Below are 18,109 nucleotides of genomic sequence, written 5' to 3'. Positions count from 1 at the left end.
ACTATTCTTGATATCAAAATCGATAGCTGATAGCGCTTGTCCAGCAAGCGCTATACGGCTTATGCAGCGACTGCAGCTTTCTTACAGCCGCCAATTTTTTCCAGCCAGCCCAGGCCCGATTCGGTGTTGCCTGCAGGCTTGTATTCGCAACCGATCCAGCCGTCGTAGCCGATGCGATCCAGGTGTGCGAACAGGAAGGGGTAGTTGATCTCGCCAGTGCCTGGCTCATTGCGACCGGGGTTGTCTGCCAGCTGGATGTGACCGATGCGGCCCAGCTGCTTTTGCATGGTGGCAGCCAGCTCGCCTTCGGTGCGCTGTGCGTGGTAGATGTCGTACTGAACGAAAGCGTTAGCGGCACCCACTTCGTCCAGGATGGACAGCACTTCATCCGTGCGGTTCAGGTAGAAGCCGGGGATGTCGAAGGGGTTGATTGGCTCAACCAGCAGGCGAATGTTGGCGGCGCTCAGAGCAGCTGCGGCAAAGCGCAGGTTTTCCACAAAAGTGCGGCGCACCACGACAGGGTCAGAGCCTGCAGGAACCTTGCCAGCCAAGCAGTTCAGCTGAGGCACACCCAGAGCGTGGGCATAGGTCACGGCCTTGGCAACGCCAGCGCGGAATTCGTCAACGCGGTTGGGGTCGCAGGCAATGCCGCGCTCGCCGGCATCCCAGTCGCCAGCGGGCAGATTGTGCAGAACAATCTTCAGGCCAGTGGCGTTCAGGCGCTCCTGAATTTCTTCCACGGTGTGTGCGTAGGGGAAGAGGAATTCAACGGCTTCAAAACCTGCGTTTGCGGCACGCTCAAAACGCTCGAGGAAAGGCACCTCGGTGAACAACATGCTCAGGTTGGCAGCAAAACGGGGCATGGTCTTGTCTCCAGATATCTCGTCAAAAGGGAAAAAAGGACAGAGCCTTCGCTCTGTCCTTGGATGCTGTTAACCCAGCAGAGCCAGTGCGCTAGGCGCGTCGGCCTTTTCAGTGGCCAGGTCTTCGAACTCGACCACGTTGTCGATTTCGGCGCCCATGGCGATGTTGGTCACACGCTCCAAGATGCACTCGATCACCACAGGTGTCTTGTGCTCTGCCATCCAGGCTTCAGCCTGCTTCATGGCGGGAGCAAAGTCTTCGGCGCGGTGAACGCGGATGGCCTTGCAACCCAGACCTTCAACGACCTTAACATGGTCAACACCGTAGCCGCGGGTGGCATCACCCTCATCCATGTTGATATTGTCGAACGCCAATTGCACGCAATAGTCGATCGAGAAAGCGCGCTGAGCTTGACGGATCAGACCCAGGTAGCTGTTGTTCACCAGCACGTGAACGTAAGGCAGCTTGAACTGCGCGCCCACGGCCAGCTCTTCGATCATGAACTGGAAGTCGTAGTCGCCGGACAGGGCCACAATCTTGCGAGCTGGGTCAGCAACGCGCACACCCAGAGCAGCAGGAGTGGTCCAGCCCAGAGGGCCCGCTTGACCGCAGTTGATCCAGTTACGTGGCTTGTACACGTGCAGGAACTGAGCACCGGCGATCTGCGACAGACCGATGGTGGACACGTAAGTCGTATCGCGGTCCAGCGAGTTGTTCATGCACTGGTAGACGCGCTGTGGCTTCATCGGCACGTTGTCGAAGTTCGTCTTGCGCAGGAACTCGACGCTGTTCTTACGGCCTTGGCACTCGGCAACCCAGGTCTTGCGGCACTTGAGCTTGCCAGCAGCCTTCCACTCCTTGGCCACGGCAACGAATTGCTCCAGAGCAGCCTTGGCGTCAGAGACGATGCCATAGTCAGGGGCAAACACGCGGCCGATTTGTGTGGGCTCAATGTCCACGTGCACAAACTTGCGACCCTTGGTGTAAACCTCGACCGAACCGGTATGGCGGTTGGCCCAACGGTTGCCGATACCGAACACGAAGTCCGAAGCCAGCATCGTGGCGTTGCCATAACGGTGGCTGGTCTGCAGACCGCACATACCAACCATCAGTGGGTGGTCATCAGGGATGGTGCCCCAGCCCATCAGGGTTGGGATCACGGGCACGTTCAGGATCTCGGCCAGCTCGACCATCAGGTCGGAAGCATCGGCGTTGATCACACCGCCGCCGGAGACCAGCAGAGGACGCTCGGATTCGTTGAGCATCTCGATCGCCTTCTCAGCTTGCTTGCGCGAAGCTGTAGGCTTGTACGCAGCCAGAGGCTCGTAGGTTTCGATGTCGAATTCGATTTCAGCCAGTTGCACGTCGATGGGCAGATCGAGCAGCACAGGACCTGGACGGCCGGAGCGCATCAGGTGGAAAGCTTGCTGGAATGCGCGGGGCACTTGAGCAGGCTCCAGAACCGTGGTGGCCCACTTGGTCACTGGCTTGGCGATGGAAGCGATGTCCACAGCCTGGAAGTCTTCCTTGTGCAGACGCGAGCGGGGAGCTTGGCCGGTAATGCACAGGATTGGGATGGAGTCAGCGCTGGCCGAGTACAGGCCGGTGATCATGTCGGTGCCAGCAGGGCCGCTGGTGCCGATACACACGCCGATGTTGCCGGCGATGGCACGGGTGTAGCCTTCAGCCATGTGGCTGGCGCCTTCCACGTGACGGGCCAGAATGTGACCGATGCCGCCGTGGTTCTTCATTGCGGCGTACAGCGGATTGATGGCCGCACCTGGCACACCAAACGTAACGGTTACACCTTCTTTTTCGAGCACCAGTACTGCTGCTTCGATCGCTTTCATTTTGGCCATGAGGGTCTCCTTAAAACTGAGTTGAACTTTAGTCAAGACCTTTGCTTGCCGGAAGCCGCTTACAGACCATAAAATTTATTCCACTGAAGAATAAATAGGAGTCAAAACGATGGACAAACTCGACGCGATGCACATGTTTGTGCGGGTGGTGGAGACCGGCAGCTTCACCAAAGTAGCGCAAGAATTTGCAACCACGCAGCCCACGGTCACCAAGCAGATTGCGGCCATGGAAGCGCGCCTGAAAGTGCGCCTGCTCAACCGCAACACGCGCGGCGTGAGCATGACGGAGGCTGGTGCGCTGTACTACGAGAAGTGCAAGATCATCGTCAACGATGTGGCCGAGGCGGAGAATGTCGTCAAGGTGCGCCAGACGCAGGTGCAGGGGCAACTGCGCATCGGCAGCTCGGTCGCCTTCGGGCGGCGCGTACTCATTCCGCTGGCCATGGATTTCATGAAGCACAACCCGCAGGTGCAGGTCGACCTGAGCTTTGAGGACCGCTACACCGATCTGGTGGCCAACGGCATTGACGTGGCGCTGCGCCTGGGCAAGCTGGCCGACTCATCGCTGGGCGCGCGCATGCTGGGGATCAACCCCTGGGTGCTGGTCGCCTCCAACACCTATCTGCGCAAACACGGCACGCCGCGCCGCCCCTCAGACCTCAAAGAGCATTCCACGCTGATCTACAGCAGCGTGCAGGGCAACGACATCTGGCGGCTGCGCAGCGCCAGCGGCGAGCCGGTGTCCATTCCCGTCACCGGGCGGCTGCGCTCCAACAACCTCTCGGCCCTGCTGGCTGCTGCGCGTTCGCACATGGGCATTGCAGCCCTGCCGCGATACGTAGCCCAGGATTCGCTCAAGGATGGCCGCGTGGTCGAGGTTCTCAAGACCTGCCGCCTGCATGAGCAGGAGATTCACGCGGTCTACCCCTCGCCGCGACTGGTACCGCAGAAAGTGCAGTCTTTCATCGCCTTTATGCAAGGCAAGTTTGACGACGCCTGGTGGGAAGAATTACCGCGCGGAGGATGATGGGAGGGTGATTCTGCAAACGAATCAATCCCGTCAGAACGCTATCAATAGCAAAGCAGCTACCGTTTGTTCAACGGTAGCTGCAGATTTAAAAGACCTTGAAGTCTTTTCAATACAAGCGCAATGCGCTATGAAAGATGCAGATCAGAGCACCAGAATGGCGCGGAAGTCATTGACGTTGGTGTGCGTGGGACCAGTAATCACTAGGTCGCCAATGGCCGAGAAATAACCATAGGCATCGTTGCGATCCAGATGATCGCTGATACGCAGGTTCTGCTCAGCTGCACGCTTGAGCGTACAAGGCGAGACGCGGGCACCGGCGTTGTCCTCCACACCATCAATGCCATCGGTGTCAGCAGCCAGCGCCCAGACCTTTTCCTGGCCTTGCAGCGCCTGCGCCAGACCCAGACAGAATTCGCCAGCACGGCCGCCACGGCCCTTGGCTGCACCGGGCTGGCGGGGGCGAATAGTCACCGTAGTTTCGCCACCCGACAAGATCACGCAAGGCTTGGCAAAAGGCTGACCATGCTTGGCCACAGCACGCGCCAGTGCGGCGTGCACCTTGCCCACTTCGCGGGATTCGCCTTCCATCTCGTCCGACAGCACATGCACAGCCATGCCCGCTTCGCGCGCGGCAGCCGCCGCCGCTTCCAGCGATTGCTGGGGAGTGGCGATCAGGTGCACGGTATGGCCTTCAAAGCGAGCATCGCCGGGCTTGGGCGTTTCCAGCTGACCTGCTTCCAGTGCAGCGCGCACGCAATCGGGAATGCTGATCTGGTAGCGGTTCAGAATCGCCAGCGCGTCCGCACAGGTTGATGCATCGGGCACGGTGGGGCCACTGGCGATCACGGAAGGATCGTCGCCAGGCACATCGCTAATGGTCAGCGTGACCACCTTGGCTGGGAAACAGGCTGCGGCCAAGCGGCCACCCTTGATTCGCGAGAGGTGCTTGCGCACGCAGTTCATCTCGCCAATGGCGGCGCCACTTTCCAGCAGGGCCTTGTTGATGCGCTGCTTCTCGGCCAGATCGATGCCTTCTGCGGGCAGGGTCAGCAGCGACGATCCACCGCCGGAAATCAGACAGATCACCAGATCGTCGGCAGTCAGCCCTTGCGTCAGCGCCAGAATTCGCTCGGCAGCAGCCAGACCTGCAGCATCAGGCACGGGGTGGGCGGCTTCGACCACTTCCAGTCGCACGGGCAGACCTTCGGGGCGCGGCGGAATATGGGCATAGCGGGTGACAACCAGACCAGACAGCGGCGCATCTTGCGGCCACAGCGCTTCAAGCGCCTGCGCCATGGAGCCGCCAGCCTTGCCAGCGCCCAGCACCAACGTGCGACCCTTGGGCGGCTTGGGCAGATGGCGCACCAGCCCCTCGATGGGCAGGGCATTGCGCACAGCCACCTCATACAGATGACGCAAGAAACCCGCAGGGTCTTGCTGAGGCGAAGGTGCGACCGCGACCTGAGCGCGCGAGGATGTATTCTGTGCTTGCATAGTTGCGCATTGTGCATTCCGGCTTTTTTGCCTCACAGACACCCCGACGTCACAACACTACTGATCTTTGCTGCATTAATGCCGAAAATCATTGTGCCGCATGGGTTTGCGCGCTTGCACGCAGCTTTTCTTCACCGGTTATCAAGATAAACACCATAACTGGTGGACAGAAACTGTATACAAAATTAGTCTTCAACCGCTATGATGAATTTATGGAAACTTCCACCACCAGTTTCATTGTTGACAGCCTGACCAAGGCGATCGTCGAGCATCGCCTGATGCCCGGCACCAAACTGGCCGAGCAAAAACTGGCCGATCACTTCGGTGTTTCCCGCACTCTGGTTCGCCAGGCGCTGTTTCAGCTCTCACAGAACCGGCTCATCAAGCTCGAACCTGCGCGCGGCGCTTTTGTCGCTACGCCCTCCGTGGATGAGGCGCGCCAGGTCTTCGCCGTGCGCCGCATGCTGGAGGCCGAGATGGTGCGCAGCTTTGCTTCGCAAAGCACTGCGGCCAAGATTCGCGCGCTCAAGCAGCATGTGACGGCTGAAAAAAAGGCCATGGATGCCGAAGACGTTGGCCAGCGCACCGAGCTGCTGGGCGACTTTCACGTGCGCATGGCCGAGCTGATGGGCAACGAAGTGCTGGCACAACTGCTGGGGGAGCTGATTTCACGCTGCGCCTTGATTACGCTGATGTACCAGTCTGCATCGGCGGCCGAGCATTCGCACGAAGAGCACTCCGACATCGTCACCGCTCTGGCGGCAGGCGATGCCGAACATGCGGTGCTGTTGATGCAGCAGCACCTGGACCACGTGGAAGCAGGCCTGACCTTTGACCGCGATCTGCCAACGAACGATTTGTCGATGGCACTTTCATCTGTATCCCTATGATTTACGATTCCACCGCCTCCTACCCCCGCGACCTGATTGGTTATGGCCGCAACACGCCGCATCCGCAATGGCCCGGCAAAGCCCGCGTGGCTGTGCAGTTCGTTCTGAACTACGAAGAAGGCGGTGAGAACCACGTGCTGCACGGCGACCCCGGCAGCGAGCAGTTCCTGTCGGAGATGTTCAATCCGGCCAGCTACCCCGACCGCCACATGAGCATGGACGGCATCTATGAATACGGCTCACGCGTCGGCGTGTGGCGCATCCTGCGCGAATTTGAAAAGCGCGGCCTGCCCCTGACCGTGTTCGGCGTTGCCACGGCCCTGCAAAAGCACCGCGAGCTGGCTCAGGCCTTTGACGAGCTGGGTCACGAAGTGGCCTGCCATGGTCTGAAGTGGATTCACTATCAGAACGTGCCCGAAGAGATCGAGCGCGCCCATCTGCAGCAATGCGTGGAAATTTTTGAAGAGCTGTACGGCCATGACGGCGACCACGGCCTGGGCTGGTACACCGGCCGTGACAGCCCCAACAGCCACCGCCTGGTGGCCGATACTGGCCGCTTCACTTACGACAGCGACTACTACGGCGAAGACCTGCCCTTCTGGATGAAGGTTGCCAAGACCGATGGCAGCACCCACAACCAGCTGATCGTGCCTTATACGCTGGACTGCAACGACATGCGCTTTGCCCTGCCCCAGGGTTACTCGTATGCCGATCCGTTCTATCAGTATCTGAAGGACACGTTCGATGTCCTGTATGCCGAAGGCGATGCCAACGGTGACAACGCCCCCAAGATGATGAGCATCGGCATGCACTGCCGCCTGCTTGGCCGTCCCGGCCGTATTACAGCGCTGCAGCGCTTCCTCGATCACATTCAGAAGCACGACAACGTGTGGGTGTGCCGCCGTATTGATTTGGCTCGCCACTGGGCTGAGCGTTTCCCCTGCAAGGATTGATTGCATCATGGCTTTGACCCTGGAACAACTGAATGCCGCCGACGCGGCAACCGCCATCGAATTGCTCGATGGACTGTATGAGCATTCCCCCTGGATTGCCGAGGCTGCGCTGGCTCAGCGCCCCTTCAAGTCCATGGCTCACATCAAGCACGCCATGGCCCAGGTGCTGGCCGAGTCCAGCAATCAGGCCAAGCTTGACCTGATCCTGGCTCACCCGGAACTCGCCGGCAAGCAGATGGAAACCAACACGCTCACGGCCGAATCGACCAATGAGCAAAAGAAGGCAGGCCTGACGAACTGCACCCCCGAAGAGTTGGCGCACATCCGCAAGCTCAACGCCGAGTACGGTGCACGCTTTGGTTTCCCCTTCATTCTGGCGGTGCGCGGTGCGCGTGGTCTGGGTCTGAACAAGGCCGAGATCATTGCGACCTTTGAGCGCCGCATCTTCAATCACCCTGCTTACGAGCAGGCTGAAGCGCTACGCAACATCCACCGCATTGCCGAGATTCGCCTGAACGACAAGTTCGGCTACGAACCCACTCTGGGCAACGAAGTCTGGGACTGGCAAGAACGCCTGTCCACCAACAGCGACCCAGGCTACGCCGAAAAGGGTCAGCTCACCGTTACCTACCTGACCGACGCTCACCGCGCCTGCGCCCAGCGCATCAGCCACTGGATGCGTGAAATCGGCTTCGACGAAGTTGAAATCGACGCCGTGGGCAACGTGGTGGGCCGCTACAAGGCAGCCACCGAAGGTGCCAAGACCCTGCTGACCGGCAGCCACTACGACACCGTGCGCAACGGTGGCAAGTACGACGGCCGCCTGGGCATCTTCGTGCCCATGGCCTGCGTGCAAGAGCTGGCCAAGCAAGGCAAGCGCCTGCCTTTCAACATTGAAGTCGTGGGCTTCTCTGAAGAAGAAGGTCAGCGCTACAAGGCCACTTTCCTGGGCTCTGGCGCTCTGGTCGGTGACTTCAAGAACGAATGGCTGGAGCAAAAGGACGCCGACGGCATCACGCTGCGCGAAGCCATGACACACGCCGGTCTGTGCATTGACGACATCCCCAAGCTGCAGCGCGATCCCGCCAAGTACCTAGGCTTTGTGGAAGTGCACATCGAGCAAGGTCCCGTGCTCAACGAGCTGGACATTCCTCTGGGCATCGTCACCTCCATCAACGGCAGCGCCCGTTATACGTGCGAATTCATCGGCATGGCCAGCCACGCAGGCACCACGCCCATGGACCGCCGCCGTGACGCCGCTGCAGGCGTGGCCGAGCTGTCGCTGTACATCGAAAAGCGTGCTGGCCAGGATGGCGACAGCGTGGCCACCATCGGCCAACTGAACGTGCCCTCGGGTTCGGTCAACGTGGTGCCGGGCCGCTGCCAGTTCTCGCTGGACCTGCGCGCCCCCACCAACGAACAGCGCGACGCCATGATCGACGACATCATGACCGAGATGGCTGCGATTGCCGAACGCCGCGGCCTGCGCTTCAGCACCGACCTGTCTATGAAGGCATCGGCTGCGCCTAGCGCCCCCGAATGGCAAAAGCGCTGGGAAAACGCTGTGGACGCACTGGGAGTTCCCCTGTTCCGCATGCCTAGCGGTGCCGGTCACGATGCCATGAAGCTGCACGAAATCATGCCTCAGGCCATGTTGTTTGTGCGCGGCATGAATGCAGGCATCAGCCACAACCCGCTGGAAGCCTCCACCTCTGACGACATGCAACTGTCCGTGGACGCTTTCACCCACCTCCTCAACCAACTGGCTCAAGAACAGCAATGACCAATATGAATCAAGACAAGCAAGCCACCTACGCCGCCATCGACGCATGGATTGACGAGCACTTCGACGAAGAAGTGAAGTTCCTGCAAGCCATGGTGCAAGTGCCTACCGATACGCCTCCCGGCAACAATGCTCCTCACGCCGAGCGCACCGCCGACCTGATCAAGGACTTTGGCTTTGAAGCCGAAAAGCATGCCGTGCCTGAAGCCGATGTGAAGGCCTACGGCATGGAGTCAATCACCAACCTGATCGTGCGCCGCCCCTATGGCGACGGTGGCAAGACTATTGCCCTGAACGCCCACGGCGACGTGGTGCCCCCGGGTGAAGGCTGGTCCAAGAATCCCTACGGTGCCGAGATCGAAGACGGCAAGCTGTACGGCCGCGCTGCTGCCGTGAGCAAGAGCGACTTCGCCTCCTTCACCTTTGCAGTGCGTGCTCTGGAAGCCGTGGCCAAGCCCAGCAAGGGCGCCGTGGAACTGCACTACACCTACGACGAAGAGTTCGGCGGCCTGATGGGCCCCGGCTGGTTGCTGGAAAAGGGCTTGACCAAGCCTGACCTAATGATCGCCGCCGGCTTCAGCTACGAAGTCGTGACCGCTCACAACGGCTGCCTGCAAATGGAAATCACCGTGCACGGCAAGATGGCTCACGCCGCCGTGCCCCACACCGGTGTGGACGCGCTGCAAGCCACTGCTGTGCTGCTGACTGCTCTGTACGGCGAAAACGTCAAGTACAAGCAAGTCACTTCGCAAGTGCCCGGCATCAAGCACCCCTACCTGAACATCGGCCGCATTGACGGCGGCACCAACACCAATGTGGTGCCCGGCAAGGTGATGCTCAAGATCGACCGCCGCATGATTCCTGAAGAGAATCCCGTGGAAGTCGAAGCCAGCATCCGCGCTGTAATCGCCCAGGCCATCGCCGACTTCAACACGCAAGGCGGCTACACCGGTGAAGACGCTGTGCGCGTGGATATCAAGCGTCTGCTGCTGGCCAACGCCATGACACCTCTGGCGGGCAACAAGCCTCTGGTGGATGCCATTCAAAAGCACGGCGAAGCCGTGTTCGGTGAAATGCCTCCCTCCGTGGGCACTCCTCTGTACACCGACGTGCGACTGTACGTTGAGCGCGGCATTCCTGGCGTGATCTACGGTGCCGGCCCCCGCACCGTGCTGGAATCGCACGCCAAGCGCTCCGACGAACGTCTGGTACTGGAAGACCTGCGCCGCGCCACCAAGGTGGTTGCACGCTCACTGGTCGACCTGACCGCATAACTACATTTCGCTTGAATGCCTAGCCTGTACCTGCCTGGGTAGAGGTTTTTTCAAGGAGCCTGGATTTTTCCAGGCTCCTTTTTTGTGATCGGTGCATGGCAGCGCCCTCACACCCTCTCAAGGGCCCAGGCTTGGCACATTGGATGCACAGGATGTGCCGTGACTTGCCGCGATACATAGAACAAGCCCTGCGACGCAAGGGCCTCAAGCGCATAAGCCCGCTGCAGGCAGCCCTTCCATTCTGAACTTGCGCCTCTTACCGGGGATCTGCGGCGTGGGACAAGCCAAGATCGCTCCAGATGGTCAGCCACAAGCGCCTAGCATGCACAAAGCCCATCAAAACGTCATCTTCGACCCATCTCAAAATTCTGCCCGCCAGAGTGCACTTTTACCAAGCACTGCTGCAATGGCCCAACATGTGCGAGTTTTCTGTGGGTTTAGTTGTCGTAATCAAATCTTGACTCAAGCTATACCTCTCGCTTTTCAGAAGCGAAATGTTTCAACTGCCATGACCTGCGCATGCATAACTCACTTTATTTCTTGATGAAAGGCATGTTGTGCAATCAAAGCTATTAATTTAATAGCTACAACTCTTTTAAAAAAAACAATAACAAGACAATATCAAAACAAAAAACATACAGGTAAAGCGATAAAAGCTCCTATTTATATAGCAAACAATAAATTTCCTCACAAATCATGCAGAAATAACATAACCCAAATCTTTGAAACCTGTTAACGATTTTTAGACAGGGTTTACCGGGAGATATTCGTGTTTTCGCTCTGTATACACTTTTTGTATGGATTGACGCAGCGGCAACAGCTGTGCGCCAACCTGATCCCAATATGGAGTGAGGAGACATTTTTATGACATCCAACGTGCATCCCGTCGATGAAGTCTTGCCAGCAGGCAAGCTGACCGCACTTGGTCTGCAACACGTGCTGGTCATGTATGCAGGCGCAGTGGCAGTGCCACTGATTGTGGGCCGTGCCCTGAACCTGCCTCCAGAGCAGGTCGCGCACCTGATCTCTGCCGACTTGTTCGTCTGCGGTCTGGTCACCCTGATTCAGGCCATGGGCGCAACCCAGTGGTTCGGTATCAAGCTGCCCGTGATGATGGGCGTCACCTTTGCCTCCGTGGCCCCCATGGTGTCCATGGCACAAAGCACGGGCGGCAACGCCGGCGCAGGTCTTATCTTTGGCTCGGTCATTGGCGCGGGGGTAATATCCATCCTCATTGCGCCCATCATCAGCCGCATGCTGCGCTTCTTCCCCCCCGTCGTGACCGGCACCATCATTGCGGTGATCGGTATCAGCCTGATGCGCGTGGGTATCAACTGGATCTTCGGCAACCCCGTGGGCCCAACAGCACCTTCCGTGCCCAACCCAGAGCACCTGAAGTGGCTGGCTGAAGCCCAGGCCATGGCTGGCGCTCCCGGCTCTGTCCTGCCACCCGTGCCCAAGGGCTTCTCGGTGCTGCCCACCCTGCCTAACCCCAAGTATGCGGATCTGCAAGGCGCTGCCGTCTCGGGTATCGTGCTGCTGTCCATTTTGCTGATTGCACGCTTTGCCAAGGGCTTCATGGCCAACATCTCGGTGCTGATGGGCATCTTGATCGGTGGCGTCATCTCCGTGGCCATGGGCCTGATGAACTTCGACAAGGTCGCCAAGGCCGAATGGTTCACTCTGGTGCTGCCTTTTGAGATTGCCTACCCCGTGTTCGACCCCATCCTGATCCTGACCATGTCCCTGGTGATGGTAGTGGTGATGATCGAATCCACCGGCATGTTCCTGGCTCTGGGCGACATGGCCAAGCGCGAAATCTCGCAGGATGAACTGACACGCGGCCTGCGCACCGATGGTCTGGGTACCGTAATCGGCGGTATCTTCAACACTTTCCCCTACACTAGCTTCTCGCAGAACGTGGGTCTGGTGGCCGTGACCGGCGTGCTCAGCCGCTGGGTCTGCGTGGCCGGTGGTGTCATCCTGATCGTCCTGGGCGTGCTGCCCAAGATGGGCGCCCTGATCGAATCTCTTCCCACCGTGGTGTTGGGTGGCGCAGGTCTGGTGATGTTCGGTATGGTGGCCTCCACAGGCATTCGCATTCTGGCCAACGTGGACTTCCGCAACAACAAGCACAACGCCATGATCGTGGCAGTGTCTATTGGCGTTGGCATGATTCCTCTGGTTGCACCTAATTTCCGTCAATGGATGCCTCATTCCATCCATCCGCTGATCGAATCCGGTATCCTGCTGTCTTCGATTACCGCTCTGGCACTGAATCTTTTCTTTAACGGCGCCGCCAAAGACAACACCGCTGCAATCAACGCAGCTCGCGAGGCAGACGCTCACTAAACGTCAAGCCCCTTGAATCAGCCGGCCTACCCGCCGGCCTAAGCCCCCTGCTGCATATCCATGCGCCAGGGGGTTTGTTGTCGGTGCAGTTCAGGCAAAACAGACCTGACCCAAAAAGCCTCTCACCATCCGGTAAGCTCAGAGACGCAACCTTGCTGATAAATTTCGTATGACACAAAACCTGTCCTCCGCCGAACAAGCCCTGCGCGATGCGGCCCGCGAATACCACCGCAGCCCCATCAAAGGCAAGATTTCCGTCACCCCCACCAAGCCCCTGTCCAATCAGCGTGACTTGTCTCTGGCGTACTCGCCAGGCGTGGCATATCCCTGCCTGGACATCGAGGCGGATCCCTCCACTGCAGCCGAGTACACCTCGCGCGGCAATCTCGTTGGCGTGATCACCAACGGCACTGCGGTGCTGGGCCTGGGCGATATTGGCCCTCTGGCCTCCAAGCCCGTGATGGAGGGCAAGGGCTGCCTGTTCAAGAAATTTGCCGGTGTGGACGTGTTCGACATCGAACTGGCCGAGCGCGATCCCGATAAGCTGATCGACATCATCGCTGCCATGGAACCCACTCTGGGCGGTATCAACCTTGAAGACATCAAGGCGCCCGAGTGCTTCTACATTGAGCAGGAACTCTCCAAGCGCATGAACATTCCGGTGTTCCATGACGACCAGCATGGCACCGCCATCATCTCCAGCGCCGCTCTGCTGAACGGTCTGGAACTGGTGGGCAAGGAAATTGACAAGGTCAAGATCGCTGTCTCCGGTGCCGGTGCCGCTGCCATTGCCTGCGTCAACGTCATGGTCGGTCTGGGCGTGAAGCGTGAAAACGTCTTCATGTGCGACTCCAAGGGCGTGATCTATGAAGGTCGCCCCGGCGGTCTGGACGCATCCAAGGCTCAGTACGCCCAAAATACCGACGCCCGCACACTGGCTGACGCCGTGGACGCTGCTGACGTGTTCCTGGGCTGCTCCGCCCCTGGCGTGCTGACTGCCGACATGGTCAAGACCATGGCCGACAAGCCAATCATTCTGGCCCTGGCCAACCCCGAACCGGAAATCCGCCCCGAACTGGCCAAGGCCGTCCGCCCTGACTGCATCATCGCCACCGGCCGCTCGGACTACCCCAACCAGGTCAACAACGTCCTGTGCTTCCCCTATATCTTCCGTGGCGCACTCGATTGCGGCGCGTCCAAGATCACCGAAGCCATGAAGCTGGCCTGCGTGCGCGAAATCGCCGCACTGGCCAAGCAAGACGTCAGCGATGAAGTCGCCGCCGCCTACCAGGGCAAGGAACTGACCTTCGGCCCCGACTATCTGATCCCCACGCCTTTCGATACACGCCTGATCCTGCGTATCGCTCCAGCTGTGGCTCAGGCAGCTGCCGAATCCGGTGTGGCCACCCGCCCCATTGAAGACATCGCCGCCTACCGCGAAAGCCTGACCCGCTTCGTCTACCAGACCAGCATGTTCATGCGCCCCGTGTTTGCCGCCGCCAAGGCTGGTCAGCAGCGCGTGGCCTATGCCGAAGGTGAAGACGAGCGCGTACTGCGCGCCGTGCAAGTCGCACTGGACGACGGTCTGGCAAAGCCCATCCTGATCGGCCGCCCCGCTGTCATCGAAGCCCGTATCGCCAAGGCTGGCCTGCGCATGCAGCCCGGCAAGGACGTGGAAATCTGCAACCCTGAAGATGACCCTCGCTTCCGTCAGTACTGGGAGACCTACCACAAGCTGATGGGCCGTGACGGCGTCACCCCCGAAGCTGCTAAGGCAGCCGTGCGCCGCTCCAACACTCTGATCGCCGCTCTGATGGTGCACCTGGGTGATGCCGATGCCATGCTGTGCGGTCTGGTCGGTCGCTTCGACAGCCACCTGACGCACCTGGAAGATGTGCTGGGCCTGAAGAAGGGTGCCAACGAGTTCGCCACAGTGAACGCCGTCATGCTCGAATCCGGCACGCTGTTTGTTGCTGATACCTACATCAACGAAACCCCCAGCGCCGAAGAGCTGGCAGAAATCGCCAAGATGGCTGCCGACGAAGTCGCCCGCTTTGGTCTGCCTCCCAAGGTCGCTTTCCTGTCGCACAGCAACTACGGCTCGTCCACTCGCGGCTCCGCCCGCAAGATGCGCGCCGCACGTGACCTGTTCGCAGCCGCCAACCCGCACATTGAGTGCGATGGCGAAATGCACGGCGATGCAGCCCTGTCCGCTGAAGTTCGCAGCCACTCGCTGCTGGACTCCACACTGACTGGCGCAGCCAACGTGCTGATCTGCCCTAACCTTGACGCAGCGAACATCCTGTTCAACGTGCTCAAGACCACCGGCGCCCACGGCACCACTATCGGCCCTATCCTGATGGGCTGCGCCGCATCGGCTCACGTGCTGACCCCCTCATCCACCGTGCGCCGCGTAGTCAACATGACGGCTCTGGCTGCGGCTCAAGCCATCGCACTGCGCAACTGATCAAGTCGAATCTCTCAGGCTTCTGGCCTGAACATACAAAAGAACGCCCTTCGGGGCGTTCTTTTTTGCTTTGTCAACCGATGACCTTTTGGTCACGCCGATCATTTTGAAACTCAATCGTTGCTATAAAGCCACCAAATTGCAACCAAAGGTCAACAGAGCCTCAAATTGCACCAAATTAAAACCACACCATTAAAATTCAATTTATAAAAAACAAGCATAAATTTCTATCTTAAACAATAGGAATTTTTCGCTTTATGTAAGCCTTTACTACGGAATAAAGCCTCAAAAAATGTGCGCTTTTTCTTACATAAGCAAGTCAACCGATTGAATAAAAGCTTTCGATAATTTTCAGAGCAAAGGCGAGCTGACCCAGCTGCAAGGCCGCGCCCAGGAAAAGCGGGCCGAGCTGGCTGCAGTGCAATCCCAGCTGACCCGGATTGAAGTACGCGCACCGCATGATGGGATTGCCGTTTTTGGCTCTGCCGATGACTGGCTGGGCCGCCCCGTCGTGACGGGCGAGCGCATCATGCAAGTGGCCAACCCAAAATCAGCCGGCGTGCTGATCTATCTGCCCGTTGCGGATGCATTGGTGCTGGATGAAAAAGCGGCCGTCAAACTGTTTCTGACAGTCAAACCGTTGTCGCCTTTGAGCGCAACGGTCACAGAGACCAGTTATCAGGCCAGTCTCTCGCCAGACAACGTCTCCAGCTACCGCTTGCGCGCCACGCTGGACGAAGGTCAGTCACTGGATGACACCCGCATCGGCCTTCACGGTACGGCAAAGATCTCTGGCGGCTGGGTTGTATTGAGCTACTACCTGCTGCGCCGTCCACTAGCGACTGCCCGTGAGTGGAGCGGTCTCTGATGTCGCAACCCATTGCGCCTGCGGATATAGAGAGTCAGGCCGCCAAACATGGCGGTTTGCCCTCCAGCAAGCTCCCATCGGATGCGCTGGCCGCGCTGGGGCTGGCAGGCAAAGCCGATCAAGCCAAAGAGCCCAAAGCCGCGCCTCCGGCACCACCATTGCGCGAAGATCTGAAGTTGCATCAGAGCGCACCCTTCCCAGATGGCGCTCCCGCCTGGGCCATTCAAGACCCCATCACCAACCGCTTCTATCGCATAGGCTGGCTGGAGTATGAATGCCTGCTGCGCTGGCACCTGCCACCAGCCAAGATGGCGCAAGACATCAACACAAGCACCACGCTGGAGGTGGATGAAGAGCAAATCGCCGAGTTTGCCAAGTTCCTAGACCAGCACAGCCTGCTGCGCGCCACGCCGCAAAAAGTGGAGCAACTGCAAAAGAAAAGCGGCGAGGCCAAATGGAAAAGCGGTAAATGGTGGCTACACACCTACCTCTTCGTCCGTGTACCTGTCATTCGTCCACAGCGTTTTTTGCAGGCCATGATGCCCTGGCTGGACCCTTTGTTCACCCGCACAGCGCTCTGGCTGGTGCTGGGTGCAACGGCCTTGGGTCTGATTCTGGTGACCCGGCAATGGGATACCTTTGTCAACAGCTTCATGGACATGCTCTCGCCCTCGGGCCTGGCCGGCTTTGCACTGGCGCTGGTCGTCTCTAAGACTTTGCACGAATTGGGGCACGCACTGGTTGCCACCCGGCTCGGCGTACGCGTCGCACACATGGGATTTGCCATGGTCGTGCTATGGCCCATGCTCTACACCGACACCAGCGAATCCTGGCGACTGCGCAACCACAAGCACCGGCTCGCTATCTCCATCGCCGGGGTCTGCACCGAGCTGGCACTGGCAGGACTTGCAACACTCGCCTGGGCGCTGCTGGACGACGGCATTCTTCGCCAGTCCATGCTCTACATGGCAACCACCGGCTGGATCCTGTCACTCGCCCTGAACGCCAGCCCCTTCATGCGCTTTGACGGCTATTTCATCCTGTCAGACATCATCAATTTCCCCAACCTGCACGAACGTGCAGGGGCTATCGCCAAAGCCTTTATGCGGCGCAAGCTGCTGGGATTGAACGAACCCGATCCAGAATCATTTCGCCCGGAAGTGCTCTGGAAACTGCGCCTCTTCGCCTATATCACCTGGCTCTACCGACTCACCGTCTTCCTCGGTATCGCCTTCGCCGTCTACTACTTCTTCTTCAAGGCACTTGGCATTTTTCTGCTGGCCGTAGAGCTGTGGTGGTTTGTCGCAAAACCTGTTTGGACTGAACTCATGGTCTGGAAAAAACGCTGGTCAGAAGTCCCAAAGCGCAATCGCTTCATGATCTGGAGCTTTGTGGGCATCATCGTCGCCCTCGCCGCATTCCCCTGGTCTGCAGACCTCAAAGCCCCCGGTGTCGCCCGTGCTGAGCGCCTGCAAGTCGTCTACAGCCCGCAGGCCGCGCAAGTACTCAAGCTCACTCCGCAAGGCCAAGTTGCCGCCGGCCAGTCGCTGGCCCAGCTCGATATGCCTGACCTTCAGGCACGCAAAGCCCGCACCGAAGCCAGCGTGACCGCACTTTCCAACCAGCTTCCCCAGCTCATGGGTCAAGAGCAAGGTCTGGACACTCAGCAAGCCACTATTCGCCGCCTCGAAGAGCAGCTGGCCGAAACCCGTGCCATTGATGAGGAAGCCGCCCAGCTCCAGCTCAAAGCCGAATTTACCGGCGACTGGCGCGACGTAGATCCGCATCTGCGCGCTGGCTCCTGGGTCAGCACCAAAATCCCGCTGGGCGTACTGGTCGATCCGCAAAGCTGGGTTGTCGATGCCTACGTCGATCAGCAGCAAGTGCATCGCATCCCCCCCGGTGCAAAAGCGCAGTTCTGGCCACAGCGCTGGGGCACCCCTATAGACGCCACCGTGCTTGATGTGGATAGCGCAAGAAGCCAGCAACTGCCCTACACAACGCTAGACGCCCGCCACGGCGGAACCATTTCAGCCCAGCCCCACGAAAAAGAAGTTCGCCCCGTGCAACCGCTTTACCGGGTACGCCTGAAACTCAAAGCATTCCCACCCCAGATGCGCGAGCTGCGCGGCACCGCCCACATCAGCGCAGAGCGCAGCAGCTGGCTCTGGCATGTGATGCAAAACGGTCTGGCTGTGGTTATTCGTGAAAGTGGCTTCTAACTCTGTCTCATCCAGCGCTAGATGCTATTGTTTTCAAGAACAAAGACAAAACG

The 18,109-nt window shown here is 59.0% G+C and carries 12 protein-coding genes; 9 read left to right on the top strand and 3 right to left on the bottom strand.

The window, feature by feature from the left end; genetic code table 11:
* Nucleotides 1-59: 59 nt before the first annotated feature.
* Both hyi and gcl read right to left on the bottom strand, forming a co-directional pair.
* A complete protein-coding gene (gene hyi / locus CLU84_RS03795) occupies nucleotides 60-863 on the bottom strand; it encodes a hydroxypyruvate isomerase (RefSeq protein WP_099736005.1) in 804 nt (267 codons plus the stop codon).
* A 69-nt stretch (nucleotides 864-932) separates the two neighbouring features.
* Nucleotides 933-2,723, bottom strand: coding sequence for a glyoxylate carboligase (gene gcl / locus CLU84_RS03790; RefSeq protein WP_099736004.1), 1,791 nt, complete (start codon nucleotides 2,721-2,723; stop codon nucleotides 933-935).
* 109 nt (nucleotides 2,724-2,832) lie between these two features.
* On the opposite strand from gcl, the gene CLU84_RS03785 reads away from it, so the two are divergent.
* Nucleotides 2,833-3,750, top strand: a complete 918-nt coding sequence (locus tag CLU84_RS03785; protein WP_099736003.1) for a LysR family transcriptional regulator — start codon at nucleotides 2,833-2,835, stop codon at nucleotides 3,748-3,750.
* A 144-nt stretch (nucleotides 3,751-3,894) separates the two neighbouring features.
* Here the strand turns inward: CLU84_RS03785 and CLU84_RS03780 are convergent, their stop codons facing one another.
* On the bottom strand, nucleotides 3,895-5,247 hold the full coding sequence (locus CLU84_RS03780; RefSeq protein WP_099736002.1) for a glycerate kinase: 1,353 nt from the start codon (nucleotides 5,245-5,247) through the stop codon (nucleotides 3,895-3,897).
* Between the two features lie 212 nt (nucleotides 5,248-5,459).
* Between CLU84_RS03780 and CLU84_RS03775 the strand changes: the two genes are divergently transcribed.
* From CLU84_RS03775 to CLU84_RS03740, 8 genes are all read left to right on the top strand, one after another.
* On the top strand, nucleotides 5,460-6,137 hold the full coding sequence (locus tag CLU84_RS03775; RefSeq protein WP_099736001.1) for a GntR family transcriptional regulator: 678 nt from the start codon (nucleotides 5,460-5,462) through the stop codon (nucleotides 6,135-6,137).
* Entirely contained in the window at nucleotides 6,134-7,090 is a 957-nt protein-coding gene (puuE, locus tag CLU84_RS03770) for an allantoinase PuuE (RefSeq protein WP_099736000.1), read from the top strand. Before CLU84_RS03775 ends, puuE begins: the two co-directional genes overlap by 4 nt.
* 7 nt (nucleotides 7,091-7,097) lie before the next feature.
* Nucleotides 7,098-8,873 (top strand): 2-oxo-4-hydroxy-4-carboxy-5-ureidoimidazoline decarboxylase, encoded by a 1,776-nt coding sequence (gene uraD / locus CLU84_RS03765; protein WP_099735999.1) that lies wholly within the window; start codon nucleotides 7,098-7,100, stop codon nucleotides 8,871-8,873.
* Complete coding sequence (locus CLU84_RS03760) at nucleotides 8,870-10,147, top strand: M20/M25/M40 family metallo-hydrolase (protein WP_099735998.1); 1,278 nt, start codon at nucleotides 8,870-8,872, stop codon at nucleotides 10,145-10,147. Before uraD ends, CLU84_RS03760 begins: the two co-directional genes overlap by 4 nt.
* 864 nt (nucleotides 10,148-11,011) lie before the next feature.
* Nucleotides 11,012-12,499 (top strand): nucleobase:cation symporter-2 family protein, encoded by a 1,488-nt coding sequence (locus CLU84_RS03755; protein WP_099735997.1) that lies wholly within the window; start codon nucleotides 11,012-11,014, stop codon nucleotides 12,497-12,499.
* Nucleotides 12,500-12,668: 169 nt separating this feature from the next.
* Nucleotides 12,669-14,966, top strand: coding sequence for an NADP-dependent malic enzyme (locus tag CLU84_RS03750; RefSeq protein WP_099735996.1), 2,298 nt, complete (start codon nucleotides 12,669-12,671; stop codon nucleotides 14,964-14,966).
* 418 nt (nucleotides 14,967-15,384) lie between these two features.
* Nucleotides 15,385-15,834: an HlyD family secretion protein gene (locus CLU84_RS03745; RefSeq protein WP_233209918.1), complete on the top strand. Its 450-nt coding sequence runs from the start codon at nucleotides 15,385-15,387 to the stop codon at nucleotides 15,832-15,834.
* Entirely contained in the window at nucleotides 15,834-18,056 is a 2,223-nt protein-coding gene (locus CLU84_RS03740) for a site-2 protease family protein (protein WP_233209917.1), read from the top strand. Before CLU84_RS03745 ends, CLU84_RS03740 begins: the two co-directional genes overlap by 1 nt.
* The last annotated feature ends 53 nt before the right edge of the window (nucleotides 18,057-18,109 follow it).

The sequence above is a fragment of the Comamonas sp. 26 genome (assembly GCF_002754475.1).
Taxonomy (GTDB): domain Bacteria; phylum Pseudomonadota; class Gammaproteobacteria; order Burkholderiales; family Burkholderiaceae_C; genus Comamonas.
The sequence above is the reverse complement of the archived record's forward strand: the minus strand, read 5'-3'. Positions and strand labels throughout refer to the sequence as shown.